This is a genomic window from Campylobacter sp. RM5063 (assembly GCF_024723655.1).
GTDB classification, from domain to species: domain Bacteria; phylum Campylobacterota; class Campylobacteria; order Campylobacterales; family Campylobacteraceae; genus Campylobacter_D; species Campylobacter_D lari_D.
Genome location: NZ_JANQDA010000007.1, coordinates 37,099 through 62,936, shown reverse-complemented (window position 1 = coordinate 62,936; position 25,838 = coordinate 37,099). Strand labels below are relative to the sequence as shown.

The 25,838-nt window shown below is 29.4% G+C and carries 27 protein-coding genes; 16 read left to right on the top strand and 11 right to left on the bottom strand.

Going from position 1 to position 25,838, the window contains the following annotated elements; translation table 11 throughout:
- Position 1: 1 nt before the first annotated feature.
- The 5 genes from CAMP5063_RS03945 to folD all read right to left on the bottom strand — a co-directional run bounded on the left by CAMP5063_RS03945 (position 2) and on the right by folD (position 4,987).
- Positions 2-760, bottom strand: a complete 759-nt coding sequence (locus CAMP5063_RS03945; RefSeq protein ID WP_263659363.1) for a CorA family divalent cation transporter — start codon at positions 758-760, stop codon at positions 2-4.
- Positions 754-1,875 (bottom strand): tRNA guanosine(34) transglycosylase Tgt, encoded by a 1,122-nt coding sequence (gene tgt / locus CAMP5063_RS03940; RefSeq protein WP_263737660.1) that lies wholly within the window; start codon positions 1,873-1,875, stop codon positions 754-756. Before tgt ends, CAMP5063_RS03945 begins: the two co-directional genes overlap by 7 nt.
- 89 nt (positions 1,876-1,964) lie before the next feature.
- Complete coding sequence (locus tag CAMP5063_RS03935; protein WP_263737661.1) at positions 1,965-3,131, bottom strand: pyridoxal phosphate-dependent aminotransferase; 1,167 nt, start codon at positions 3,129-3,131, stop codon at positions 1,965-1,967.
- Between the two features lie 162 nt (positions 3,132-3,293).
- Positions 3,294-4,142 carry a signal peptidase I gene (gene lepB, locus CAMP5063_RS03930; protein WP_220566758.1) on the bottom strand — a complete coding sequence of 283 codons (849 nt, stop codon included), beginning with the start codon at positions 4,140-4,142 and terminating at the stop codon, positions 3,294-3,296.
- Entirely contained in the window at positions 4,139-4,987 is an 849-nt protein-coding gene (gene folD, locus CAMP5063_RS03925) for a bifunctional methylenetetrahydrofolate dehydrogenase/methenyltetrahydrofolate cyclohydrolase FolD (protein WP_133319286.1), read from the bottom strand. The genes lepB and folD overlap by 4 nt, the downstream gene beginning before the upstream one ends.
- An 81-nt stretch (positions 4,988-5,068) precedes the next feature.
- Here folD and CAMP5063_RS03920 point away from each other — a divergent pair, with 81 nt between their 5' ends.
- From CAMP5063_RS03920 to CAMP5063_RS03890, 7 genes are read left to right on the top strand one after another with little or no spacing between them, the layout of a single operon-like run.
- On the top strand, positions 5,069-5,422 hold the full coding sequence (locus tag CAMP5063_RS03920; protein WP_263659360.1) for a c-type cytochrome: 354 nt from the start codon (positions 5,069-5,071) through the stop codon (positions 5,420-5,422).
- Positions 5,409-6,686, top strand: coding sequence for a glutamate-1-semialdehyde 2,1-aminomutase (gene hemL / locus CAMP5063_RS03915; protein WP_263737662.1), 1,278 nt, complete (start codon positions 5,409-5,411; stop codon positions 6,684-6,686). The genes CAMP5063_RS03920 and hemL overlap by 14 nt, the downstream gene beginning before the upstream one ends.
- Positions 6,683-6,961: an AtpZ/AtpI family protein gene (locus CAMP5063_RS03910; protein WP_039641170.1), complete on the top strand. Its 279-nt coding sequence runs from the start codon at positions 6,683-6,685 to the stop codon at positions 6,959-6,961. The genes hemL and CAMP5063_RS03910 overlap by 4 nt, the downstream gene beginning before the upstream one ends.
- Positions 6,945-7,430, top strand: coding sequence for a hypothetical protein (locus tag CAMP5063_RS03905; protein ID WP_012661294.1), 486 nt, complete (start codon positions 6,945-6,947; stop codon positions 7,428-7,430). Before CAMP5063_RS03910 ends, CAMP5063_RS03905 begins: the two co-directional genes overlap by 17 nt.
- Positions 7,424-8,620 carry an MFS transporter gene (locus CAMP5063_RS03900; protein WP_263660593.1) on the top strand — a complete coding sequence of 399 codons (1,197 nt, stop codon included), beginning with the start codon at positions 7,424-7,426 and terminating at the stop codon, positions 8,618-8,620. Before CAMP5063_RS03905 ends, CAMP5063_RS03900 begins: the two co-directional genes overlap by 7 nt.
- Positions 8,610-10,619 carry a flagellar hook-length control protein FliK gene (locus tag CAMP5063_RS03895; RefSeq protein WP_337194850.1) on the top strand — a complete coding sequence of 670 codons (2,010 nt, stop codon included), beginning with the start codon at positions 8,610-8,612 and terminating at the stop codon, positions 10,617-10,619. Before CAMP5063_RS03900 ends, CAMP5063_RS03895 begins: the two co-directional genes overlap by 11 nt.
- A 2-nt stretch (positions 10,620-10,621) precedes the next feature.
- On the top strand, positions 10,622-10,912 hold the full coding sequence (locus CAMP5063_RS03890) for a FlhB-like flagellar biosynthesis protein (RefSeq protein ID WP_133319292.1): 291 nt from the start codon (positions 10,622-10,624) through the stop codon (positions 10,910-10,912).
- On the opposite strand, the gene CAMP5063_RS03885 is transcribed toward CAMP5063_RS03890, so the two are convergent.
- Entirely contained in the window at positions 10,887-11,696 is an 810-nt protein-coding gene (locus CAMP5063_RS03885) for a phosphatidylserine decarboxylase (protein ID WP_263660591.1), read from the bottom strand. The genes CAMP5063_RS03890 and CAMP5063_RS03885 overlap by 26 nt on opposite strands.
- Positions 11,697-12,827, bottom strand: a complete 1,131-nt coding sequence (locus CAMP5063_RS03880; RefSeq protein ID WP_337194849.1) for a metallophosphoesterase — start codon at positions 12,825-12,827, stop codon at positions 11,697-11,699.
- A gap of 70 nt (positions 12,828-12,897) precedes the next feature.
- Here CAMP5063_RS03880 and abc-f point away from each other — a divergent pair, with 70 nt between their 5' ends.
- From abc-f to CAMP5063_RS03845, 7 genes are read left to right on the top strand one after another with little or no spacing between them, the layout of a single operon-like run.
- Positions 12,898-14,835: a ribosomal protection-like ABC-F family protein gene (gene abc-f, locus CAMP5063_RS03875; protein ID WP_337194848.1), complete on the top strand. Its 1,938-nt coding sequence runs from the start codon at positions 12,898-12,900 to the stop codon at positions 14,833-14,835.
- 53 nt (positions 14,836-14,888) lie between these two features.
- Entirely contained in the window at positions 14,889-16,076 is a 1,188-nt protein-coding gene (locus tag CAMP5063_RS03870; RefSeq protein ID WP_337194847.1) for a M48 family metallopeptidase, read from the top strand.
- The gene (locus CAMP5063_RS03865) at positions 16,076-16,876 is read left to right on the top strand and encodes a HemK/PrmC family methyltransferase (RefSeq protein ID WP_337194860.1); all 801 of its coding nucleotides are present in this window, start codon (positions 16,076-16,078) and stop codon (positions 16,874-16,876) included. The genes CAMP5063_RS03870 and CAMP5063_RS03865 overlap by 1 nt, the downstream gene beginning before the upstream one ends.
- Positions 16,877-16,906: 30 nt before the next feature.
- The gene (locus tag CAMP5063_RS03860; protein ID WP_263661566.1) at positions 16,907-17,374 is read left to right on the top strand and encodes a DUF4149 domain-containing protein; all 468 of its coding nucleotides are present in this window, start codon (positions 16,907-16,909) and stop codon (positions 17,372-17,374) included.
- A gap of 33 nt (positions 17,375-17,407) precedes the next feature.
- Complete coding sequence (locus tag CAMP5063_RS03855; RefSeq protein WP_263660586.1) at positions 17,408-18,157, top strand: flagellin; 750 nt, start codon at positions 17,408-17,410, stop codon at positions 18,155-18,157.
- 38 nt (positions 18,158-18,195) lie between these two features.
- On the top strand, positions 18,196-19,071 hold the full coding sequence (gene cmoB / locus CAMP5063_RS03850) for a tRNA 5-methoxyuridine(34)/uridine 5-oxyacetic acid(34) synthase CmoB (RefSeq protein WP_263660585.1): 876 nt from the start codon (positions 18,196-18,198) through the stop codon (positions 19,069-19,071).
- 2 nt (positions 19,072-19,073) lie between these two features.
- The gene (locus CAMP5063_RS03845) at positions 19,074-19,637 is read left to right on the top strand and encodes a hypothetical protein (protein ID WP_133319302.1); all 564 of its coding nucleotides are present in this window, start codon (positions 19,074-19,076) and stop codon (positions 19,635-19,637) included.
- Here CAMP5063_RS03845 and CAMP5063_RS03840 read toward each other — a convergent pair.
- Together CAMP5063_RS03840 and CAMP5063_RS03835 are read right to left on the bottom strand one after the other, a co-directional pair.
- Complete coding sequence (locus tag CAMP5063_RS03840) at positions 19,617-19,802, bottom strand: hypothetical protein (RefSeq protein ID WP_263662160.1); 186 nt, start codon at positions 19,800-19,802, stop codon at positions 19,617-19,619. The genes CAMP5063_RS03845 and CAMP5063_RS03840 overlap by 21 nt on opposite strands.
- An 8-nt stretch (positions 19,803-19,810) precedes the next feature.
- The gene (locus CAMP5063_RS03835; protein WP_133319304.1) at positions 19,811-20,335 is read right to left on the bottom strand and encodes a thermonuclease family protein; all 525 of its coding nucleotides are present in this window, start codon (positions 20,333-20,335) and stop codon (positions 19,811-19,813) included.
- A gap of 53 nt (positions 20,336-20,388) precedes the next feature.
- Here CAMP5063_RS03835 and CAMP5063_RS03830 point away from each other — a divergent pair, with 53 nt between their 5' ends.
- Both CAMP5063_RS03830 and CAMP5063_RS03825 read left to right on the top strand, forming a co-directional pair.
- Positions 20,389-21,657 carry a M20/M25/M40 family metallo-hydrolase gene (locus tag CAMP5063_RS03830; protein WP_337194846.1) on the top strand — a complete coding sequence of 423 codons (1,269 nt, stop codon included), beginning with the start codon at positions 20,389-20,391 and terminating at the stop codon, positions 21,655-21,657.
- 134 nt (positions 21,658-21,791) lie between these two features.
- Positions 21,792-23,186: an anaerobic C4-dicarboxylate transporter gene (locus tag CAMP5063_RS03825; RefSeq protein WP_133319306.1), complete on the top strand. Its 1,395-nt coding sequence runs from the start codon at positions 21,792-21,794 to the stop codon at positions 23,184-23,186.
- A gap of 33 nt (positions 23,187-23,219) precedes the next feature.
- On the opposite strand, the gene CAMP5063_RS03820 is transcribed toward CAMP5063_RS03825, so the two are convergent.
- On the bottom strand, positions 23,220-25,076 hold the full coding sequence (locus CAMP5063_RS03820) for an aryl-sulfate sulfotransferase (protein WP_263671466.1): 1,857 nt from the start codon (positions 25,074-25,076) through the stop codon (positions 23,220-23,222).
- Between the two features lie 21 nt (positions 25,077-25,097).
- Entirely contained in the window at positions 25,098-25,835 is a 738-nt protein-coding gene (gene dsbI / locus CAMP5063_RS03815) for a protein-disulfide oxidoreductase DsbI (RefSeq protein WP_263660580.1), read from the bottom strand.
- Between the last annotated feature and the right edge of the window lie 3 nt (positions 25,836-25,838).

The following is a 25,838-nucleotide window of genomic DNA, read 5'->3' as shown; positions in this document are numbered from 1 at the left end:
CTTACTTCTTTTTTACAGAAAATTCATCCAAATCTAATTCTTTTTTATCTTTAAATTGATACCATAAAAATAAAATAAAAAATATCGTTAAAATCACAGCCAAAACATAGTAAGTTCCATATTCATTTTCAGATAAAAATAAATTTTTGGTATTCATACCAAAAAATCCAACGATTAAATTTAAAGGTAAAAAAATTGCAGACATAATACTTAAAAAGTAAATATTTTTATTTATTTTTTCATTTCTTGCGGTATTAATATAAGTGTAAATCCCTTCTAATCTTGATATATTTTCTTTAATATTTTTTTCCAAAACAGCTAAATTTAAAATAATTGTTTTTAAACTTTTCTTTATAAAATGATGCTTACTATGACAAATTTTACAAGCCTCTAAAACAGAAGAAACCATGTTATAACTTTTACTAAGCTTGACTTTTAATATAAAATATTTTGTCAAGAAATTCTTTACTTTTTTATTTTCTAAAATCAACTCCTCTCTTTTTTCTATAGAAAGGTTAATGGTATTATTTTTTTCTTTTTCATTTTGCAAAATTTCTTTTAATATAGCTATAAATTCCGTATTAGAAAATAAAATCAAATTTTCATCTTTATACTCAAAAATTTGATTTTCTTTAAAAACAAATACACTTTTAGAATTTTTAGTTATATCTAGAGTGAAAATATCAAAATCATCAAATTCATAATAAGCATTTGATATATTAATATTGCTAATAATTTGTTTTAAAACATCATTTAACACATTCTTTGCCTATAAAATTCTTTTCTAAAATTTTCAAATTCATCTTTAACAATAGCTTCACGCATTTGCTTGACCAAATTTAAATAATAGTGTAAATTATGAATACTTGCAAGTCTAAAAAAGGTTAATTCTTTGGCTTTAAATAAATGATTTAAATAGGCCCTTGAAAAATTCTTACATGTATAGCAAGAACATTTGCTGTCTATAGGGGCATGATCAGTGATAAATTCTGCTTTTTTGATATTAAATTTTCCAAAGCTAGTAAATAAAGTACCATTTCTTGCATTTCTTGTTGGCATCACACAATCAAACATATCCACACCTCTTGCTACATTTTCTACTAAATCTTCAGGCGTACCAACTCCCATTAAATATCTAGGGCGATTGTTATCCACATAAGGCATCATAGCTTCAACCGTATCATACATAGCCTCATTTTCTTCTCCCACGCTTAATCCACCTATAGCAAGCCCATCAAAATCCATCTCACAAAGTGCTTGAGAGCAAATTTTTCTAGCTTCAAAATCAGTCCCACCTTGGATAATACCAAAGATATTTTGCCCTATTCCCACACCTTGACTTTGTTTTAACTTATGATAATCAATAGCTTCTTTTGCCCATTTTATAGTGCGTTTTAGAGAAAGTTCTATCCTTTCTTTACTTGCAGGTAAGGCCACTAAATCATCTAAAATCATCATAATATCTGAATTAAAATCATATTGTGCATCTAAAACACTTTGCGGGGTAAAATAGTGCAAACTTCCATCGATATGACTTTTAAATTGAATACCTTTTTCATCAGGTTTTGAATTTTTACTTAAAGAAAAAGCTTGAAAACCTCCACTATCTGTTAAAAAAGAGCCTTCAAATTTACTAAAACCGTGCAGGCCACCCATTTGCTTAATCACTTTAGAACCAGGCCTTAAATACAAATGATAAGTATTTGCTAAAATAATTTTTGCATTTAAAATCTCACTCATATCAACAGCATCTAAACTTTTAATCGCAGCCAAAGTTCCAACGGGCATAAAAATAGGAGTTAAAATTTCACTATGTGTAGTTTTTATACGACAAGCTCTAGCATTTGCACTTTTATATTGAACTTCAAATTCCATTATTTTTCCTGTATTTTTTGCATAATCATACCAAAGACTTGCTTATAAGTTTTTTTGAAAGAAAGCCTGTTTTTAACAGGCTTAAGAAATTAGTAGTTTTTTACAAATTCAACGATTTTTTCACAACCTTCAATAATATCTTTTTCATTAGTTGCGTAAGAGAGCCTAAAATACCCTTCCATGCCAAAACCAATACCTGGCACCAAAGCTACTTTTTGCTCTTCTAGTAGTCTTTTACAAAATCTCATAGAATCATTATCAACTTCTTTACAAGATATAAATAAATAAAAAGCTCCTTGTGGAATTTGTTCTAATTTTAACTTATCGCTTTTGGCTAAAATTTCACAAGCTAATTCTCTACGCTTTAAAAAGGCTTGTCTCATCATTTCAATATCATTATCTGCTTTTCCAAGCAAGGCTGGTAAAGCTGCGTGTTGGATGATTGAACAAATATTTGATGTACTTTGCCCTTGTAGTTTTTTAACAGCATTATTAAACTCGCTCATTTTACTTGCCATGTATCCAAAACGCCACCCTGGCATAGCACCACATTTGCTAAGACCATTAATACTTACAGTTCTATTTAAAGCATCCTCACTAACTTGTGCAAAAGCACAAAATTCTCCATCATAAACTAATTTTTCGTAAATTTCATCACTTAAAACTACTATTTTAGTTCCTTCTAAAACCTTAGCTAAAGCACTTATTTCTTCTTTAGAATATATAGCTCCTGTAGGATTTGATGGAGAATTAAACATCAAAACCTTAGTTTTTGAAGTAATAGCTTGTTTTAATTGTTCTGGGGTGATTTTAAATCCATTTTTTGCTTCACCTTCTATAAACACAGGAGTTGCGCCTGCAAATTTTACCATTTCAGGATAACTCACCCAATAAGGACTTGGAATGACAACCTCATCACCTTCTTCAACTAAACACTCAATCGCCATAAACAAAGAATGTTTAGCACCAACATTGGTAATGATTTCACTTGTTTTATAATTTAAACTATTATCATTTTTAAATTTATATTGTATAGCCTCTATAACTTCTTTTATACCCACAACTGGCGTATAAGCTCCACAACCTTTTTCAATAGCTTCAATTGCTGCTTTTTTAATGATTTCTGGAGTATCAAAATCAGGCTCACCTGCCGAAAAACTAATAACTTTCTCACCATTTGCTTTTAAAGTTTTGGCTATATCAGTCATTACTAAAGTTAAGGATTCTCCTAAATTTTGAGATCTTTGGCTTAGCATTTTCTATCCTTTTATCTTATACTAATTTTAATTTTTGTAATTGTTACAACTTGGAGCTTAAAAAATTCTACGAGTAAAATCAAGATTGTATATTTTTCAAAAATTTTGTGTAGAAACTATACATTTTCTACACAAACTATTTTTATTTGTTTCTTTGGGTAATTATTCTAAAGCTTCTATGTCGCTTTCATTATGATGAATAAAGCGTTCATCTTTTTCTATAGTTTCAACTAAACGCCCTACTCTTTCCCATCTAACTTTTTTATTTTCATCCCATGAAAAATAAATAAACCAAGGTTGCCCAACTATATATTTATAATCTACACTTCCCCAAAATCGACTATCGCTAGAATGATCACGGTTATCGCCCATCATAAAATATTCATTTTCAGGTACTTTATAATAATAAGCATTAAAACCATAAATATTATTAGCACCTAATTCATCAAAAGAAGCAGGCTTCATAGCAAATTGCCCCAAATTTAAATAGCGAAAAAATACACTGTCTATATCCACTCTAGAATCATAATGTATTCCTTTTTCCACAAAAGGCTCTTTTACAAAAAGTCTTCCGCCTATAATTTTTGTTTTATTAGGATAATAATCTTTCATATATTCATCACCCTCAACCATACGCACATATAAGGTTTTATTTGCAAAAACTACTTCATCTCCGCCTTTGGCCACACATCTTTTTACATAGTGGATTTTTGGCTCATGCGGATATCTAAATACCACAATATCCCCTCTTTTAGGACCTTCACCACTTACTAAATGTCCATTTTTATTAAAATCAGGTAAAACAGGAATTTCCACCCAAGGAATATGCGGGGTTGGAATACCATAAGAAAATTTTTTTACAAATAAAAAATCCCCTACTAATAAAGTATTTTTCATAGAACCGCTTGGTATAGTAAAAGCTTGTATAAAGAAAAATATAATCAATAAAACAACTACTAAAGTTCCCGTCCAAGATTGTGTAAATTTATAAATTTTCTTCAAAAATTTCATTTTTTTATCCTATTTTTAGCTGATTTTATAGTATTTTCTAAAAGCATAGCAATAGTCATAGGCCCTACTCCACCTGGTACAGGAGTGATATAACTAGCTTTTTTACTAACATTTTCAAAATCGACATCGCCTACTATTTTTCCATCAACTCTATTAATCCCAACATCAATTACCACCACACCTTCTTTAACCATATCTTCTTTTAAAAGATTTGGACAACCTGCTGCTACGATAACAATATCAGCATTTTTTGTATAAGCTTTTAAATCTTTTGTATAAATATGACAAATACTCACACTAGCATTAGCATTTAACAAAAGAGTAGCCATAGGACGGCCTACTATATTTGAAGCTCCTATTACAACTACACTAGCTCCTTGTAATTTTATATCATAATGTTCTAAAATTTTCATAACGCCTAAAGGTGTACATGGTAAAAAACCACCTTTTAAATTAAGATTTAAATTTCCGACATTAAAGGGGTGAAAGCCGTCTACATCTTTATTAAAGTTAATACTTTCTAAGATTATATCTTTATTAATATGCGATGGCAATGGAAGTTGAACTAAAATTCCATCTATACTATCATCATGATTTAAAGTATTAATCAAAGCCAAAAGCTCATTTTGGGTTGTATTTACATCAAGTTTATAAACTAAAGACTTAATTTCACATTGCTCGCAAGCTTTTGCTTTAGAACCCACATAAGTAGCACTAGCAGGATCCTCGCCTACTAAAATTACAGCCAAACAAGGCTCTATACTTTGAGCTTTAAGTTCTAATACTTCTTGTTTTAAATTTTCTTTTAACTTATCACTTAGCTTTTTACCATCTAAAAGTGTCATTTCTTTCCTTAAATTTTATAGCTTTCTTTAACTTAAAAAATTGTATCATAACAAAACTTCTTTTTTTGTTAAAGGCAATGAATGAAAATTGTATTATTTTTATTTTTTATAATTTATGGTGCTTGGGCTGAAGATTTTATCTCTCCTAAAGAATACCAAGAGTCCCTTTACAAAAATCCAAGAGGCATAAGTTGTGCTAAATGTCATGGCGATGGAGGTCAACAAATACTAGGTTATTACACTAAAAATGGAGAAAAAATTCCTTTTATTGTGCCAAGTATTAAAAACACTCCTTATACGCGTTTTAGAAAAATTCTAAATCAACCTCAAGAGGCAAAAAGCATTATGCCAACTTACTCGCTAACAGAAGATGAAATAAAATCACTTTATGATTATATTACTAGCAATAAAAGGAGTAAAAATGAAAAACAATAAAAAAGCCTTTGAGGAAGCTTGTGAGTATATAGCAGGTGGGGTAGATTCCCCAGTGCGTGCTTTCGCAAGTGTAGGTAGCAATCCTTTATTTATCAAACAAGGCAAAGGTGCTTATATTAGCGATATAGAAGAAAATACTTATATAGATTATGTGCAAAGTTGGGGACCTTTACTTTTTGGACATTGTGATGAGGATATTGAAAAAGCTTGTAAAAAAGCATTAGAGCATGGCTCGAGCTTTGGTGCGCCAACTTTAGCTGAAACTAAATTGGCTAAATTTATCTTAAAAGATTGGCCACATTTGGATAAAATCCGTTTTGTAAGTAGTGGCACTGAAGCTACTATGAGTGCTATTCGTCTTGCAAGAGGATTTAGTAAAAAAGATAAAATCATCAAATTTGAAGGATGTTATCATGGGCATTCTGATTCTTTATTGGTAAGCGCTGGAAGCGGTGCAGCTACTTTTAACACCCCAAGCTCACTAGGAGTTTTAACCGATGTAGCTAAAAATACTCTAGTAGCCGTTTATAATGATATTGATAGTGTTAAAAACTTAATCAATAATGATGATAATATAGCTTGTATCATCATAGAGCCAATTGCAGGAAATATGGGTTTAGTACCTGCTAAAATAGAATTTTTACAAGAGTTAAGAAAACTATGTGATGAGCATCAAATTCTTTTAATTTTTGATGAAGTTATGAGTGGTTTTAGAGCTTCATATCTTGGCTCTTTTGGGGTTAATAATATAAAAGCTGACATAGTAACTTTTGGTAAGGTTATAGGCGGAGGTATTCCTGCAGCTGCTTTTGCTGCAAGAGCTGAAATCATGGATTTATTAAGTCCTTTGGGCGGGGTATATCAAGCAGGAACACTAAGTGGCAATCCTCTTGCTATGGCTGCAGGTTATGCGAGCTTAAAAAAAGCAAGAAATTATGAAGGCTTATATGAAAAATTAGAAAAACTAGGCAAAAGACTTACTCAAGGCTTTAAAGAAGCTGCAAATGATTGCAAAATTCCTTTGCAAGTTAATTGCGTTGGTTCTATGTTTGGATTTTTCTTTTGTGAAAACCCTGTTAATAATTATCAAGACGCTTTAAAATCAGATACTAAATTATTTGCCAAATTTCATGCGCAGATGCTAAGCAAAGGTGTATATTTAGCACCATCTCAATTTGAAACAGGTTTTATATGTGAATGTATGGATAAAAAAATCATTGATAAAACTATACAAGCAGCACAAGAAAGTTTTAAAGCATTATGAATAAAAGACAAAAAATCATTCGCAAAGGTATAGAAGCTGCAGATGGATTAAGCCTTGGTATATCCATGGTTGTGGCTGTTTTAATCGGAGTTGGTATAGGCTATTTTTTAAAAAACTTAACCGGTATTGTTTGGCTTTTTTGGGTAGGAGTGTTTATAGGAGTAGCTGCGGCGATTTTAAATGTTTACAAAGCCTATAAAGCACAAGTAAAAAGTTACGAAGAATTTAAAGAAGAAAATCGCTATAAAGATTTAAAAAATGATCCTAAAGCCTAAAATTTTATTAAAACTCTTGCTAGGATTAAATTTACTTTTCTTAGCAGGAGTTTTTTTTTACAAAGAATTAAGCTTTAAAACCTTTATAAGCTTTGAATTTGGCTTTTTAGCTCAAAATTTAATCATTCTAATATCTTTTTTAAATTATAAAAATTTTATTTTTAAAGCAGCTAAAAATTATGATTTTACGCAAAGACCTTTACAAATTTTTGCTAAAAAACAATATTCTTTGCCAAAAATTATAAAATTTATCCATATAGATGACGATTTAAAACCAAAATTTAAAAGTATTTTTAAAAACGCATTAGCTTTTTTTTCTTTATTTAAAATTTTTGCTTATGTGTTTTTAATAGCAGGATTTTTATTTTTAGAGTTTCAAGGTTTAATGAGTATTTTTGCCTTGTTTTGTGCAATGTTTGTCACACCCATAGCGGTATTAATATATAATTTTTTAATAAGAAAATGTTAAGCTCAAAAAGAACGATTAGATCACTAACAGCATTATTTCTTGGTATGATTTTTGTTTTCATAGGAAGTGCTTTAACAGTAAATTCCATAGCTATTATTTTAAAGCATAATAATATTAGTAATTTTTATATAGGTGTAATAGGAAGTTGTTATTTTCTTGGTGCTATGGTAAGTACAATTAGTGCCCATAGAATAGTTTCTAAAGTAGGACATATAAGATCATTTGGAATTTTTGCTATTATTTTTGGTATAGCCACCATGCTTCATAGTTTAAATTCTAATCTTTATTTTTGGATGTTTTTAAGATTTTTGCTAGGTTTTTGCTATTATGCACTTTTAATGGTAATAGAATCATGGCTTAATGAAAAAGCAAAAAACACTATTCGCTCAAGAGTGATAGCCTTTTATGAGGTTGTATTTTACTCATCATCAGGTTTTGGAATTTTACTTATGTCTTTTGACTTTCCAAGTAATACAGTATTTATTTTAAGCGCTAGTTTTATTATGTTTGCTTCCATTCCTTTATTTTTAATCCGCATTAAAGAGCCTATTTTGCCACAAAAAACAAAAATTTCCATTCCTAAGGTTTTTGATATAGTGCCTTTAGCCTTAGTAACAAGTTTTATAGCGGGCATGCTTTTAAATGGCTTTTTTTCCATGGCTTCTTTATTTGTACTTATACAAGGATTTGGCGCAAAAGAAGCTTCTATTTTTATTTTCTCTACTATGGTAGGTGGCTTTATTTCGCAACTTTATATCGGAACTCTTTCTGATAAAATTAGCAGAAAATTTGCCATTATATTGTGTGCTTTTATTGCTTTAAGCGCTATGCTTTGCATACTACTTTTAGAATATAATATTTATCTAAAATACTTTTTTGGATTTTTGCTAGGCATGGGTATGTGTTGTTTATACGCTCTTTCTTTAGCAAGAGCAAATGATATGCTTGATAATCCTAGCAAAAGAGTTGAACTTGGCAGAGCAGTTCTTTTTACCTATTCTTTTGGTGCTTTATTCGCGCCTGCAGTTTTGGGAACTTTGATGTATTATTTTCAAGCTTATGGCTTTATGTATTTTTATATAGTTTTATTAAGTATTTTGATACTATTTGCCATCGATAAACCAAAATTTAAAAAACTTACCAAATTTAAAAGAAAACCTGGTAATATGGTAATGCTAGATGATAACTAATATCTCTAATAATCAAAATCAGTTTGCAAAAAATGAAACAAATAAAGAAAATAAAAGTGAAAAATCAGACAAAAAAACCTCACTCAATGATGCGTTAAAAAATCCTTTATTTTCCAAAAGCGATTCTGAAGTTAAATTACCCAAAGATTATGTTAGCAAAATTGATCAAAAACTACAAGAATTACTTAATAAACTTTTAGATCAAATCAAAACCAATAAAGATCCTGATTTGGCAGTATTAAAAAATCATAAAGTTTTAAATTTTGCACCTAATTTTGCCAATGAAGTAAAAAAACTCCAAGCAGAGCTTTCAAAAAATCCTGAATTTGAAAAACTGCTTAAAATTTTAGAAGATTTAGTCAAGCCTGCTAAAGATATTAATAATAAAAATCTTTCATCTTTAGTGAAAAATTCAGGCATATTTTTAGAAGCAAAGCTCAATCATTCTTTAAAAGAACAAAATTTACCACAGAGTTTTTTTAATCTTTTAAGTACTATAAAAGGCGCTACAAGTGAAAATTTAAAACACGATATAAGTAATTTAGATCTTAAAAATCTTGATACTACAAGCACCTTAAAAGAGCTTATTCACATCTTACAAAATCACAAAAAAGATAATAAAATTTCTTTGGAAAATACAAACTACAAAACACTTTTTAAGCTATTTGATAAAATAGAAAATTTTAAAAATTATATCAATAAAAACCCAAGTTCTATTAGTCAAGAAAAACTCCAAAATATTGCGGATAATTTTATCAAAAATCTTAATAAAAATTTAACACTTATCAACAAAGAACTAGCTAAACCCGAAAACATAAAAATTCAAAACACTCATATACTAAAAGAGCTTAGCCAAAATATAAAAGATTTTATAATACTTTTAAAAGATATAAAAAATCACAAAAACAAAACCGAAACAACACAAGAAAATTTAAACAAAACTCCACACACTAAAGACATCAAAGAAGAGTTAAAAGAAGAAATAAAAACTCCACAAAAAAGCACAGAGGATAAAAAAGAAACTCAACAAAAACAAGAAAGCATAGCAAAAGATAAAGAAATTCAAAACACAAAAGAAGAAAAAATACCACAAAGTAAAGATATCAAAGAAAATCCCAAAGAAGAGCCAAAAACACCACAAAAAAATACTGAAGATTTAAGTAAAAATGATAGTAAAAGTCAAAATTTACAAACAAATAATACTAAGCTAGAGGATATATTTAAAAGCACTTCAGGTAAAATTTTACTAGAAGATATTTTCAAACAAAATGTAAGTAAAAATCTTAATTTTAGCCAAAATTTACAAGAAGAGCTTTTAAACAATCTAAACAAAGAACTAGGCTTAATAGGAAGAAAACTCAATGAAGTTTTAAAAGCTTTAGATCCTAAAAATTATGAGGCAAAAAATTCTTTAGATGATATAAAAAATATAGAAAAAAAATTAGAACTTTCTATAAAAGATCTTGGAAAAATTACCCAAAAAGATAGCACAGAAATTTCTTCAGAATTACAAAAAGATATTAAATCCACTCTTTTGCAAGTTTCTAATCTAGCCAAAAATTTAGACAATGAAAGCATACTAAATCAAGCGAATCGTCTTATAGCTCAGCTTGAATTTAACCAACTTTTATCTTTAGCCAATAATAGCATTCATACTTTTTTACCTTTCTTTTGGGATGATTTAGAAAAATCTAATGTAGTTTTTAAACGCGGTAAAAAAGATAAATTTTATGCACAAATTAATCTTGAATTTGAAAAATTAGGAAAAATCAATGTATTTTTATCTCTAAGTAATGATAAATACATCGATATAAATATGATGATAGAAAATGCTAATTTTAGAAAAAAACTTTATGAAAGAGCACATGAACTAAAAAAAGCCTTAGTTAAAGTAGGACTTCTAAGCTCTAATTTTTTCATCAGCGATATAATTAAAAGTAAATTTCACAATCAAGAAGAATATAATGACTTTAATATGGGTTTTGACACAAGGGCTTAAAAATGGCTAAAAAAACAAAAAAAGCCGTTGCACTAGGCTATAACAAAGAAGAACAAAATGCACCAAAAATCCTAGCTAATGCCAAAGGTGAAAACGCTGCTAAAATCATCTCTTTAGCCAAAGAAAATGGCATACCCATAAAAGAAGACAAAGACTTAGTAGAAGTGCTTAGCAAACTTGATCTAGGCGATGAAATCCCACCTAATATGTATAAAGCAGTGGCTGAAATTTTTGCCTTTTTATATAAAGTTGCTAATGAAGATGAGACTAAGCAAAGTCCGCAATCTTCTTAGAAAATTCAACTTGCTCATAAGCATTTTTACTAAATTTTAAAAACCCTTTTTGAGCGATTAAAACTATAGTTGAACCTAGCTCAAAATTTCCAAGTCTTTGGCCTTTTTTTACAAAAAGATCTTCATAGGTATGAGTAAAATCAAAATTTGCTGCATTAGTTTGTATGCTAGTATCAAAGCTAAAGTGCATTTTACCGACATTTAGCGCACCCACAAATACCATCCAAAGTATAAATTTTCCTTCCACTAAGCACTTTAAAACTACTCTTTCATTTTTAGTATAAAGGTTTATAATTTTAGCTAACTTTGCCTCACTCACACTAAATAAGGCCCCGCTCATATAAGTAGCACTTAAAATTTGCATATTACAAGGTGCATGATAATGATGATAATCTTTTGGAGATAAATAAATATTTGCATAATCTATGCCATTTTCCAATTCTTCTTTACTAGCTGAGTTTTTTAAAAGCTCTTCTATACTATAACTTGAACCTTTAATGCTAAAGGCTAAATTTTCTTTTAAATCATTTTGAAAGCTACTTCCAAGTTCTAAAATTTTACCATCACTTGGACTTATAAAGCCATCTTCTAATTCTCGCTCATTTAATAAAGTTCTTGTAAATAAAGCATTTAAACTCTCATATTCTTCTAAAGGTTTAAATTCACTCATATTGATATTAAAAGCATTTACATAAGCTTTATTAATATTTTTTTGTATAATTTTTGGAAATTTATATTTTGCTATGATTCCAAACATTTTTGAAGCACTATTGCTAAATCCCACTCATTCTCCTTTTAATCTAATCAAAGCTATCTCACTAGGGGCTAAAAATCTCACAGCAGGCCCCCAAAATCCAGCTCCACTACTTACATAAAGCAAGCTATCTTTGCTTAATTTATAAAGCCCATACACAAAACCTTGTTCTAAATATACTAGCAAAGAAAAAGGGAAAATTTGTCCTGCATGTGTATGTCCTGATAAAATCAAATCAAACCCACTTACATCATAAGTTTTTACATACTTTGGTTGATGAGTGATTAAAATATTAACCTTTTCTTGATTGATTTGAGTTTTGATTTTTTCTATATTGCTTTCTTTAAAACCCAAACGCTTGGCAGCCAAATCCAAAGTCCCACTTAAAGTAAAATCCCCAAAATCAATACTTTCATCTTCCAAAACTTTGAAATTTTTAAGAGTTTTAAGCTTTTTGCTTATTGCATTTATATCATTATAATACTCATGATTTCCATAAACAAAATAAGTACCATATTTTGATTTAAAATTTTCTAATAAATTAATATAAGGCATACTAGCAATATCTGCATCGATTAAATCCCCAGCTATAATAACCATATCAGCATTTAAAGCATTAACTTCACCGATTAAGGTTTTTAAAAAATCTTCTCCTAAATTTTTTCCCAAATGCACATCAGAAAGTAAAACTATATTTAAATCTTCTTTTAAATTTTTAACTTTAATATCTACCTCATTAACCTTAGGTGTGCTAATAGCATTTACAAAACCTTTAAATACCATACTAACGCTAAGTATAATAAGCCAAGAATCAAAAATTAATTTTAAAAACTTTCTTCTTTGGACACTAAAAATTTGCTCTTTTTTATTTTCATTAAAAAAAATCCAAGAGCCAATTTCAAAAATCACTCCAAAAAACAAGAAAAAGCAAGTAACAGTAGGAAAAATAGCTAAAATATAATAAAGCTTTTCATGTAAAAAGTCCCCGCGCATATTTATAAAAAAGATTAATTCACATGCAAAAACTATTAAAACAAAAGCTAATACAAACTTTTTATAAGGCTTTAAAAAATCAACCCTACTTAAAAATCTTTTATAAATATACCAATTTGCCAAAGCAAAAAATAAAACTAATAAAGTAAAAAAAACAAATGCTCTCATGGCGTAATTTTATTTAAGCAAAATTAATACTTTTTAAAGTAAAATCGTAAAAAACATTTGGGAAAGAAATTTGGCTTTAATAGATTTAATCGACGCAAATAAGAAATTTAATACAAAAATAGTTTTAGAAAACGCAAATTTTAGCGCAAATTTAGGAGAAAAAATCGCCATTATAGGCAAAAATGGCGAAGGAAAATCAAGCTTTTTAAAAGCCCTTATGGGAACTTTAAAACTAGATAGCGGTAGAGTAATTAAACAAAATAACACTAGTATAGGTATGCTAAGCCAACAAGTAAGCTTTGAAAGCACCTTAAGTGTGAGCGAAGCCATCAAAAAAGAACTTGAAGAAATATACCAAGCCTTGAAAGAATTTGAAAGCTATAATGAAAAACTAGCTTTTGATCCTGAAAATAAAGAATATTTAAAAAAAGTAGATGAATTAAGTTTATTTATAGATTCAAAAGACGCATGGAATTTAGACCAAAAAATACAAAGAATATTAGAAGAATTTAAACTATTAGAATACAAAGACAGAACGCTTTGCTCTTTAAGCGGGGGCGAAATAAGACGCGTAGGGCTTTGCACACTTTTGCTAAAAAATCCTGATATATTATTGCTTGATGAACCAACTAATCATCTAGATGTATATATGAGTAACTTTTTAGAAGAAAGACTGAAAGCTTCTAAAATGTGCGTTATTTTCATCTCTCATGATAGGTATTTTATCGATGCTATAGCGCAAAAATGCGTAGAAATAGAAGCGGGAAAATTAAGCATTTTTGAGGGTGGATATACGCAATATCTAGAAAAAAAAGCAGCTATTTTAGCTTCCTTAGCTAAAAACCATGAAACCTTGCTTAAGCAACTAAAAAGTGAGGAAGAATGGCTAAGAAGAGGAGTCAAAGCTAGGCTTAAACGCAACGAAGGACGCAAAGAACGCATTTTTAAAATGCGTGAAGAAGCTAAGAAAAACCCAGGAGCTATCAAACGCTTACAACTTGAAATCAAAAGAGCAAGTAAAAATTTTAACCAAACTCAAAGCCAAAACCGCAAAAAAATGCTTTTTGAACTTAAAAATATCTCAAAGTCTATTACCAACAAGACACTTTTTAAAGACTTTAATGCACGAATTTTACAAGGTGAACGCATAGCCATAGTAGGTAAAAATGGCTGTGGGAAATCTACTTTCTTAAAGATTTTACTTGATCAAATTCCGCTTGATAGCGGAGAGATTAAAAGAGGTGAAGTTAAAATAGGCTATTTTGATCAAAGCAGAAGTTTATTAAACACTGATAAAAAACTTTTAGAAATTTTTTGCCCAAATGGTGGCGATCACATTCAAGTGCGTGGTAAAAATATGCATGTTTATGGGTATTTAAAACAATTTTTATTTCCAAAAGAATTTTTAGAGCAAAGTGTGAGTGTACTAAGTGGGGGCGAGAAAAACAGAGTTGCTCTTGCCTTGCTTTTTACTAAAGAATATGATGTATTAATCTTAGATGAACCAACAAATGATTTAGATATAGCTACAATAAATATCTTAGAAGAATATTTACTTTCTTTTGAAGGTGCGATTTTGCTTGTATCACATGATAGATATTTTGTTGATAAAATAGCAACTAAACTTTATGCTTTTGAAGATAATGCAAATATTAACATAGAAGTTCTTTCTTATAGTGAATATTTAGAAAATGAAAAAGAATACAAGGACTTTGAAGAATTTTCTAAAAGTTTAGAAACAAACACTACAACAAGTGTAAAAACAAAAGAAAAATCAAGTAAAAAACTAAGCTATAAAGAAAATGAAATTTTAAACTCATATCCTGATAAAATTCATAAATTAGAAGAAGAAATCAAAGAAATCAAAAATGCTCTAAGCAATCCTGCAATCTATCAAGAACTAGGTATAAATACCCTTTATGAAAAGCTAAACTCTTTAGAAAATGAACTTAGTATTTTAGAAGAAGCTTATTTTGAGGTTTTGGAAAAAAGTGAAAATATTGATTAACTTTATATATTTTAAATAAGATAAAATTACTCAAATTTATTTAAGGAAAAACTATGACTTTGATAACTATTTTATGTATTTATACAGCTTTTTTGGTTTTTATATCTTATGTGCAAATTTCTTTTTTAAAAAAAGAAAGAGAAAAACAAGCAATTATTTTAAGTGAGTACGATTATAAAAATGCTGCAAATATCGCCATAGAAAATGAAAAATACAAAATCTTTTCTAATCTTTATAATCTGATGGTTAACATTTCTTGGATTAGCTTTGGCTTTTTGTATTTAAAAGAAATTTTTATAAAAGAAAATTCTACCTTAGAAAATACTTTATTTTTGCTTGCATTTTTATTTATTATTAGTATTTTAAATTTACCACTTAGCTATTATGAAAGCTTTATAAAAGATAAAAAACACGGCTTTTCAAATATGACTTTAGCACTTTTTGTTAAAGACAGCATTAAATCTTTAGCTCTAATGCTTGTTTTTGGCTTTTTAATCATCTATGCCTTAGTATTTTGCTTTGAATTTTTTAACACATACTGGTGGGTAGTGGCTTTTGCTCTAAGTTTTATAATTATACTTATTATAAATCTCATCTACCCTACACTTATTGCACCTATGTTTAACAAAATGAAAAAACTTGAAGATGAAAATTTATTAGAAAAAATCACTAATTTAATGCAAAAATGTGGCTTTAGTGCAAATGGTGTTTATGTTATTGATGCAAGCAAAAGAGATAAAAGATTAAATGCTTATTTTGGTGGCTTATTTAAAAGCAAAAGAGTAGTACTTTTTGATACACTTTTAAATGCTTTAAAAGAAAAAGAACTCATTGCTGTTTTGGGTCATGAGCTAGGACATTTTGTGCATAAAGATTTGCTAAAAATGTTATTTGCTAGTGCTTTGATGCTTTTTGCTTTATTTTTCATCTTTGCACATTTACCAAGCTTTTTTTATATTGAAAGTCATTTAAATGGAGTGAATGCTGGAGTTTTTGTACTTTTATTGATTTTTGGAAATATTTTTACTTTTATTATTTCTCCACTGCTTAATAAAATGAGTCAAAAAAATGAATTTAATGCTGACTTACACGGAGCAAAACTAAGCTCTAAAGAAGATATGAAAAATGCTCTCATAGCTTTAGCAAAAGAAAACAAAGCCTTTGTTAAAACAAGTAAAATTTATACTTTCTTTCATCTAAGTCATCCTTGTATTTATGATAGAATCAAAGCTTTGCAATGATTTCAATCAAACAAGCTTTAAAGCAAGCTTACGCAAAAGATCCTACTCACAAAGAATATATACTTTTTATTCTTTGTGAGCTTTTGCAAAAAGATAAAGCTTGGATTTTTTTAAATCCTGAATTTCAAATCAATGAGAAAGTTTTTTTAGAATATATAGATAGATTTTTAAATGGTGAGCCTTTTGAGTATTTATTTCAAAAAACACAATTTTATAGTTTTGATTTTTTTACTAAAAAAGGGGTTTTGATACCGCGTTTTGATAGTGAAATATTACTTGAAAGATGTTTAGAAATTTTAGATCATAACTCTTTTAAAAATATACTTGAAATTGGCTTTGGAAGTGGAATTTTAAGTATTTGCTTAGCAAAGTTAAAACAAATTTTTATACAAGCTTGCGATATTAATCCAAAAGCATTAGAGCTTGCTAAAAAAAATGCAGATTTTCATAATGTTTCAAATTTAATCAATTTTCAACTTTGTGATTTTAAAAATATACAAGGAAATTTTGACTTTATTTTTTCTAATCCTCCTTACATAAAAAATGACTATCCTTTAGATAAATGGGTTCAAAACGAACCACACAATGCTTTGTTTGGTGGAGATAAAGGTTGGGAAATTTTACATGAAATTATTCTTTTTGCCAAAAATCACAACACAAAAGTCTTAGCATGTGAGTTTGGCTATGATCAAAAAACAATTTTAAATAAAATTTTAAAAGAAAATGATTTTAAAGCTACTTTTTATCAAGATTATAATGGATTTGATAGAGCCTTTGTTGCATGGAATTTAAAAAATTAGACTATAATTATCTTTATTATAGGAGAAAATATGAAATCAATATATTTATTTTTACTAGCAAGCTTAATTGGGATTGAAATTAGCATAGGTGTATTTTTAGCTCCGACTATATTTTATCCTGCTAAATTCATAGGTGAAGGGGTTTTAACTCATTTTCAAAGTGGGCTTTTAATGACACACATTTTTGTACAATTTGGCTATGTTTTGTTAAGTGTGAGTGTTTTGTCTATTTTAATAGAAATTTTTTCATTTAAAGACAAAAATTTAACTTTTAAAATAAATTTTTCAAAATTTATGCTTTCTTTGATCATTTTGGCACTAAGTTTGCTTTTTATATTTTACTTCACTGCTTATGTTTTAGAAGCACAAAGTTTAGGAGAAGAAGCAACTAAAACTCAAGAATTTATAAAAATTCATGGTGCAAGTGAAGTTGTGATGAAAATTATCATGTTATCACAAGTAATTTTGTTTTTCTTAAATTTTAAAACAAAAAAATGATATAATAAAATAAGTCTTTAAAAGGAGTCAAAGATGAAAATAGGCGATATAGGAACAACTCAACAAAATCACTACTTAAATCAAGCTCAAAAAAGCCAAGAAAAAGCTTTAGAAAACATAGCTGCAATCCGTGCTATAGATGGGAGCGATGGAGCAAATTTAGCCATAGCTGATTCTTTAAGAAGTCAATATAGCACTATAGATCAAGGTATTTTAAATGCCTATGATTCCATAGGAGTTTTACAAATTGCTGATTCAACTTTAAATAACATTTCAGCTACTGCAGACAAACTCAATGAACTTTCAGTGCGCTCAAACAATGCTGCTTTAAATGACAGACAAAAAAGTATGCTAAATTCTGAAGCAAGCAAACTTGTAACTTCAATCAATGATGCTTTTTCTAATGCGACTTTTAATGGAAAAAATGTATTTCAGAGTATGGATTTTGTTGTTGGTACTGGGGTTGAAAGTATTAATTTAAATCAACCAAGCACAGCAAATTTAAGCCTTGAAAATCAAGACGGAATTCGTGATTTTCAAGATCAAGTAGGTTCTTTACGCGCAGATATTGGTGCTGGAATTAACGCTATCCATTCTAATATCAACTCATCTTTGCAAACTAGTATTAACACTAAAGAAGCTGAAAGCAAATTACAAAATAATGACTTAGCTCAAAATATCAATGATTTTAATGCAAATTACCTAAAAGAAAATGCATTTTTATTTGCAAATGCTCATTCAAATGTAATGTTACAAACTAAACTGGCAAGCCTACTTCAATAATAAAAACTCCCAAATAAGGGAGTTTTTCAAGGAAAAATATGCAAAATAATGCTTTATTTAAGCAAGTTTTAAAACATCCTTTATATGAAAAAATTCAAAAACTTAGTGAAAAAATTCAAAATTCAAATTACCTTATAAATGAAAGTTTTGATATTTTTTGTGATAAAAGTTTAGATGATGAGATTAAGAATATCACTTTAGAATTAAAACCTTGGCGTAAAGGACCTTTTAAAATTAATGATTTATTTATAGATACAGAATGGCAAAGTTTTATCAAATTTAATATTTTAAAGCCTTATATGCAAGAAATAAAAGGCAAAATAGTAGCAGATATTGGCTGCAACAATGGTTATTATATGTTTAAAATGCTTGAATTTAATCCTTCAAAGCTCATAGGTTTTGATCCTTCTATTAAGTATTATTTGCAATTTTTACTTTTAAACTCCATTGCAAAAACTCCTATACAATATGAGCTTTTAGGCGTAGCTGATGTACCAAATTATGGCATAAAATTTGATGTGATTTTTTGTCTTGGAGTGATTTATCATCGTAGTGATCCCATAGCCATGCTAAAACAACTCAAACAATCTTTAAATAAAGATGGCATAGTCTTTTTAGACACTATGTATATAGAAGATGAAAGAGAAATAGCACTTATTCCTCAAAAAACTTACTCAAAAATACCAAATATTTTTTTCATTCCGTCGATATTAGGTTTAAGAAATTGGTGTTATAGAGCTGGATTTAGTGAATTTGAAGTTATAACAACTAAACAAACCGATCTTTTAGAACAAAGAAAAACACAATGGATTGATTCTTATTCTTTAGATCAATTTTTAGATAAAAATGATTCAAATTTAACTTGCGAAGGCTACGAAGCACCAAAAAGAGTTTATGTTAAATTAAAGGTGTAAAAATGGCAAGAACAGTAAGTGCTGTTACTATAGAAGAATTAATAGATCCAGAAGAGTTAAATCGTATCAAATCAGAACTTATCACTTGTCCAGGGATAAACAATACTTTAGCAGGAAGTATTTCTCATATAGAAAAAAATTTCGCCAAAGGTATTTTAATCACAACCCATGATATGGCAGTAGATGAACTAGGATTAGTGCATAGTGGCTTTGTATTTAATGCAGCAAATTACATAGCACAAGCTGCAATTAATAAAGAATTTAGCGTCTTAATAGGCTCAAGAAGCTTTTTTTATGCTCCTTTAAAAGTGGGAGATATTTTAAATCTTGAAGCGAGTGCTTTATTTAGCGATGACTCAAGAAAAAGAGAGGTTAAAGTAGCTGGTTTTGTAAATGAGATTAAAATTTTTGACGCATCTTTTCAAGTTATTACTACAGATGATCATATATTTAAACTTAAACAAAATCAAGCCGCTACAAATAATAATCAAAATCAGCAAGAAACAACTAAACAAGAATCAATGCAAGAAGAACTTAATGCAGTCTTAAAAGGAATCGGGGGTTAAAGGTAAATCCACCCAATTCTTTGGACATTCCTTATGATAAGTCCCACTTGCATCATAATATTCTTTACAATCATCGTAAAAGCGATTTGAAACCCCTCTTTCATTTACAAAACAACCACTAAAAAATAATGCTAAAAACCCTAGAAAAAATACACTTTTAAACATTTCTCATCCTATTTTAATCTTATTTGTTTACGCCATTTATAAGGCTCTATAGGATTTTCACTTTCCCATAATCCTTTTTTATTTATCTTGGCATAATTTTGCTCATTTATATACAAATCACTATAATGCTCATACGCCCAAGCAAAACCATTTTTAACCATAACTTGATTAATATCTTTATCATTTAAATACACAATGGCTAAAATTCTACCATATTTATCCTCATCTTTTACATTTAAAACTACTTCTTTATTTAATACAATAGCTTTTAGAAATTGCGTAGCCATCTTTCCATAAGCTTGATCACTCTCAGGCGCATCTATACCAAAAAGTCTGATTTTAAGCTTTTCATTTTCGAATTTAGCCTCAATAGTATCTCCATCTACTACACGACTTACTTTAGCATTGATATATGAACCACTATCATAGTTTAAAACATAAGCAAAAGCAACTAAAAAAAGTGCGATTAAAAATTTCTTCGGATCTTTTAATAAGTTTATAAATAATTTAATTTGTTTCCTAGAAAATTTCATTTAAACCTCATCTATATAAAAATATGCCATAATTACAATAAAAAGGAGAATTTATGCAAGAAATTATACAAAATTTTAAACAAATTGCTCAAATACCTCATTGTAGTTTCAAAACCGAAGAATTGAAAAATTTTCTCATTGATTTTGCTAAAAGTCAAAATTGCCAAGTAAGCGTTGATGAAGCAGGTAATATCCACGCACACAAAGGAAATCCTAAAATTTGTTTACAAAGTCATTATGATATGGTTTGCATGGGAGAAGCTCCAAGTATACAAATATATGAAGAAAACGGATATTTAAAGGCTAAAAATTCAAGCTTAGGTGCAGATAATGGCATAGGAGTATCACTAATGATGCAAGCTTTAAAAGATTTTGAAAATATAGAATGTCTTTTTACTAATGATGAAGAAGTTGGACTTTGTGGAGCAAACAATCTCACCCATACTTTGATCTCAAGCAAGCTTTTAAATTTAGACCACGAAAGCGATGATGAAGTTGTTATAGGTTGTGCTGGTGGGGTAGATATTTTTGCTAGTTTAAACTTAGAAATAGATGAAAAAGAAGAAGATTGTTATGAGATAGAAGCAATTGATTTTAAAGGTGGGCACTCGGGAATTGATATTGTTAAAAACATTAAATCTTCTATTAAAGAAGTGAGCTATTTTATCACTCAAAATCAAGGGGAACTTTGCGAATTTAAAGCGGGTGAAAGAATAAATTCTATACCAAAACATGCTAAAGTTATAGCATTTTTTAAAAATCCTCCAAAAGAAAATGATCATTTTAAAGTAAATTATATAGGTAAAATCAAAAGAACATATTATAAAAATTCTCAAGTTATTTTAAATCTCATTAATGCTTTTGCACAAGGAGTTAGAACTTTTAATCATCAATTAAATTTAGTTCAAACAAGTATCAATCTTTCACTAGCTTATGAAAAAGATAGCAAATTTCATTTTGAGCTTTTTGCAAGATCTAATGATTTACAAGAACTTAAAAACATAGAATTTGAAACCTTAACTTATTTTAAGATGCAAAACTGCGAAGTTTCAAGTGCAAATTTTTATCCACCGTGGGCTAATAAAGATACTAAATTTGGAGAAGAAATTCTAAGTTATTTTAAAAAAGAAAACCCAAACGCCAAGCTTTACACTATACATGCTGGTTTAGAATGTGGCGTTATAAGTGAAAAACAACCTTTAGAATGTTGCTCAATAGGACCAAATATCCATAACCCTCACTCAACAGATGAAAAATGTGAAATAGCTTCTATTGAAAAAATCAGTAAAATTCTTTATGCAATCTTAAAATATTATCAATAAATATAAAATAACCAATATTTTGATAAATAAATTCAAAATATTGGTAAATATTTATTTAAATAATAAAAAATTTTATTTACTATTAATAAAACTTGGATTATACTCTCACATATTTCAAAAAATAAGGAGAGAGTATGGAAATACTAACTAGCCTTAGCGAAGGTGTTCAATTTAGTATCCAACTAATTGTTGTTCTTATTTGTCTTTTTTATGGGGCAAAAAAAGGCGGTATCGCTCTAGGCTTATTAGGCGGTATAGGTTTATTAGTTTTAAGTTTTGGTTTTGCTGTAGCACCTGGAAAACCTTCTATTGATGTTATGCTTACCATTTTAGCTGTTGTTGTTGCTAGTGCAACTTTACAAGCTAGTGGTGGTTTGGATGTAATGTTGCAAATTGCAGAAAAAGTTCTAAGAAAAAATCCTAAATTCTTAACTATTTTGGCGCCATTTGTAACTTGCATTCTTACCATGCTTTGTGGAACTGGGCATGTTGTCTATACTATGATGCCTATTATTTATGATATTGCTATTAAAAATGGTATTCGCCCAGAAAGACCAATGGCTGCTTCTAGTATTTCTTCACAACTTGGTATTATCGCAAGTCCTGTTTCAGTTGCAGTTGTAAGCTTAACAGCCCTACTTTTAAATCCAGAAATTAATAAACATCCTTTAGCAGGATTTGATGGCTATGTAGATTTACTTGCTATTACTATACCTTCTACCTTAGTAGGTGTTTTGGCTATAGGAATTTTTTCTTGGTTTAGGGGAAAAGATCTTGATAAAGATGAGGATTTTCAAGCTAAGATTAAAAATCCAGAACAAAGAGAATATATCTATGGCGATAGTAAAACTCTTCTTGGACAAAAACTTCCAACTATCCAATGGGTAGCTATGTGGATTTTCCTAGGTGCTATTGCTATAGTAGCTATACTTGGAGCTTTTCCAGAACTTAGACCGCAATTTACCTCAAAAGGCGTTACCAAACCTATGAATATGGTAGCAACTATTCAAATGTTTATGCTTTTAGCAGGTGCAGCGCTAATCATTTTTACCAAACTTGATGCAAGCAAAATTGCAAAAAATGAAATTTTTAAATCCGGTATGATAGCCTTAGTAGCTGTTTTTGGAATTTCTTGGATGGCAGATACAATGTTTGCAGTGCATACTCCTATGATGAAAGAATCTTTAGGTAATATCGTTATAGAACATCCTTGGACTTATGCTATTATGCTTTTACTTATTTCTAAATTTGTTAATTCTCAAGCAGCAGCAATTGCAGCTTTTGTGCCACTTGCACTAGGAATTGGTGTTGAACCAGGTATTATCATTGCTTTTGCAGCAGCTTGCTATGGATACTACATTTTACCAACTTATCCAAGCGATCTTGCAACTATACAATTTGATAGATCAGGTACTACAAAAATAGGTAAATTTGTTATCAATCATAGCTTTATCTTACCAGGATTAATTGGTGTGATTGTTTCTTGTATAGTAGGTTATTTTTTAGCTTTAGGTGCAGGATATTTATAAAAATTAAAAGGGCTTTAAAAAAGCCCTTTTTTCTTATTTAAATGCTTTTTCTAAATCAATAGGCATAGCTTGATAACCAGTACTTGCTCCGCTAAAGCGAATTTGTACTGAAGGTTCTTTAGCTCCCCATTTAAATTCATCTATTTCAGGTTTTGGCTCACCTACAGCAGCACCCTTGCTTAAGTCAAATGACATTCCAGCAGTAGCACTATAAACCATGATGGAATTTTTATCTTTATGGTATTCTGCTAAAGAAGTGACAGGTGAAAACCATTCATTGCCTCTTTGCTTTCCATACTCCCAAATTTGTTCTACGGTTTTATTTTTTTGATCTATTTTATACACAACTGCTCTTGAGTATTTCATTGAAGCAAAAGCAGGTTGCTCTATACCTCTTGCATCGCCATTATCAAAAGCTGTGATATAAATATATCTTTTGTCAGATTTTTCATCTATTCTAAAAGCAGTATGCTGTGTCCATGTAAAATCAAAACCACCTTCTTCGTTTTCATATCCTGGACATTTACTATACTCATCTTCACAAACTATCTTTTTGCCATTTTTATCAACAGGTTGTAAAAGTGTTTTTTTGTATTTTTCTCCCCAGCCTTTATGTGCTCCTAGTATCCATTTTACTTTTTTATCACGTCCTATTTTTATAATAGCACTTTGATGACGACTTGAAATAATAATACTATCATCACTTGGATCATAATCTACGCTATTTACATGAGCCCAGTTACGCCCTACTCCAGTGCCTGCTATATCGCCAAAAGAATCACTTGCGTCCATTTTAGCTAAATCCTCATCACTTAAAGTAACCCCTGCTTTACTCGCATCAATATTTAAACAAACCGCACCTTGATCTAATGCTTTGATTACATTTGCTCTATATGGATCTAAAATTTCAAACAATCTCCACTCATCTACTACATTACCATTTTTATCAACCTCTACTATCACATCGCGTACTGAACGCACATTTTTACCATCAGGACGCTTAACATTGGCAGAAGCCACCCTTAAAAGATAATTTCCATTTTGCATATTATCCATAGAATGAGAAAAATCTATATAAGAAGAAGGTAAAAGACGATTAAAAATTTCTCTACCCATTAAATCATACTTAACATATCTTTGTCCAAAACCCCAAGTTAAAGCTCCATCAGTATTTTGCCTAAATCCCATCATAATACCACGATTGTAAATATTATTCCAATCCATTAATTTATCATTATCAAAATACCAACGAATTTCACCTTTTGTATCAATGATAAATGCATTTGAATTCTCATCCCATTCCATTGCACCACCTGCTGGGTTATTCCAAACAGATTGAGAGCCTTTTCCACTTTGTTTCCCTGGAGCATTATTAACCAAATACAACCTATCTTCAAAACCTTTATCTACTTTAATCACTTCTACTTTTTCAAAAGGTACACCTCTTTGCATAATACTTCCACTTGGCTCTATATTTACTCCACCAGTTGCTATTTTATATACCTCATCTACTACTTTTTCACTCTTTCCAAAAGCAGTTTTAGTATAACTTACTTTTACTGTATTAAAATATGATGGATAAAGTCCAAAAACAGGAATTCCTCCATAAGTTTTAATTTTATTAGGGCTAACCTTATAAGATATAGTCTGTCCATTTGGCTTTGGAACTATAGTTACGCTTACATCACTTAGTTTGTATCCACCATCCATAATTACAGCACTAAGCGGAGATAAACCATAAGGATTCATCTTTACTGCGCCAATTTTGCCTTGAATTTCCCAATCAATTTTAGCACCACTAGGTCCACCCATAGCCAAAGAAACACTAGGCACTACCATAACAACACTGCTAGCAAGCAAAATACTACTTACAATTTTACTAATCTTCATTTTTTCTCCTTTTTTATATTATTAAGCTATTTGCACACTTGGCTCACCTAAAATTTTTAGCAAAACTACTAATATTAAAACAATCAAAGCATAAAATTTAGCCTTAGAATGTGAAAATGTATAAGAAACAAACATGCTTCCTAAAATCACCAAACAAACAACAAAAGCCAACAAACAACAAATTGCCATATTCATAAATTCCATACTAGGAATCAAATACCAACCATTACTATACAACCCATCTTCAAAATTTGGAGGATTTCCAACAAAAAATTTCTGAAAAGCATTTAAACTACCATAAACATCTTCAGGCACTATAGGTGTATCCATACCACACTCACCTGTTGGTAAAAACCATCCTGGTGCCCATTCATGCAATGGTAAATTAAAAGGATATATAGGAATTTCTCTACACCCATCAACACCAGCAAAAGGATTTTCTGAATGCACTACCTCGTGGATATGATTAAGAGTAATACAATACTCTATACCAAGCCATATACCCCAAAATACAAAAGTATAAGCAAAAATTTTCAAATAATCATTTTTAGGATCTATCAAAGCTAATATACCACCAAAAGCCATAGTTAACATAGCAAATCTTATATAAACACACTGCTCACAAGGCTCCATATAAAGGTATTCTTGAAACAAAAAGTGTGCTATAAAAGTTAAGCCTACCATAGCTATAACCATTATTAACCAAGGCATTCTAGTGTTTTGCCAAGCACTAACTCTACTAACAGGACAAGAACTCATAAA